This is a genomic window from Acidaminococcus sp. AM33-14BH, from assembly GCF_003603525.1.
Taxonomy (GTDB): Bacteria; Bacillota; Negativicutes; order Acidaminococcales; family Acidaminococcaceae; genus Acidaminococcus; species Acidaminococcus intestini.
In genome coordinates, this window is the sequence record NZ_QTNG01000025.1 from 1 (window position 1) to 1,150 (window position 1,150).

The following is a 1,150-nucleotide window of genomic DNA, read 5'->3' on the forward strand; positions in this document are numbered from 1 at the left end:
ATTATTCTTCGATTTCGGTAACAACACCAGCGCCAACGGTACGGCCGCCTTCGCGGATAGCAAAGCGCAGACCTTTTTCGATAGCAATCGGAGTGATCAGTTCAACATCCATGGTGATGTTATCGCCAGGCATAACCATTTCGGTGCCTTCCGGCAGTTCAGCTACGCCCGTAACGTCGGTCGTTCTGAAGTAGAACTGAGGACGGTAGCCATTGAAGAACGGAGTATGACGGCCGCCTTCTTCTTTGGTCAGTACGTAAACCTGACCCTTGAATTTCGTATGCGGATGGATCGTGCCCGGTTTGGACAGAACCTGACCGCGTTCGATTTCGTTTCTTTCAATACCGCGGAGCAGGGCACCGATGTTGTCACCGGCTTCAGCCTGATCCAGGGTCTTACGGAACATTTCAAGACCCGTAGCAACGGTCTGTTTCTTTTCTTCTTTCAGACCAACGATTTCCACGGTGTCGCCGACTTTGATGACGCCACGTTCAACACGGCCCGTTGCAACCGTACCACGGCCGGTGATGGTGAAGACGTCTTCGACAGGCATCAGGAACGGTTTCGTGAGGTCATGTTCCGGAGTCGGGATGTATTCGTCAACAGCATCCATCAGTTTGAGGATGTTGGCTTCCTGTTCAGGGTCGCCTTCCAGGGCTTTCAGTGCGGAACCGACTACGATAGGAATTTCATCTCCCGGATAGTCGTACTGGCTCAGCAGTTCACGAACTTCCATTTCAACCAGTTCGATCAGTTCAGGATCGTCAACTTGGTCGGATTTATTCAGGAATACAACGATGGCAGGTACGCCAACCTGACGGGCAAGCAGGATGTGTTCGCGGGTCTGGGGCATCGGGCCGTCAGCTGCGGAAACAACGAGGATAGCGCCGTCCATCTGAGCAGCACCGGTGATCATGTTCTTGACATAGTCGGCGTGGCCCGGGCAGTCAACGTGAGCATAATGTCTCTTAGCGGTTTCGTATTCAACGTGAGAGGTGTTGATGGTGATTCCGCGTTCTCTTTCTTCCGGAGCCTTATCGATCATGTTGTAGTCCATGAACTGGGCGCCGCCCTTTTCAGCCAGCACTTTGGTGATGGCAGCGGTCAGGGTCGTCTTGCCATGGTCAACGTGACCAATGGTACCAATGTT

General features: G+C 53.0%; 1 protein-coding gene. It reads right to left on the minus strand.

Annotated features, from left to right (window positions below):
• Nucleotide 1 precedes the first annotated feature (1 nt).
• Nucleotides 2–1,150 (minus strand): elongation factor Tu (gene tuf / locus DW817_RS10520; protein WP_021736799.1); only part of this gene is annotated, 1,149 nt, incomplete at its 5' end.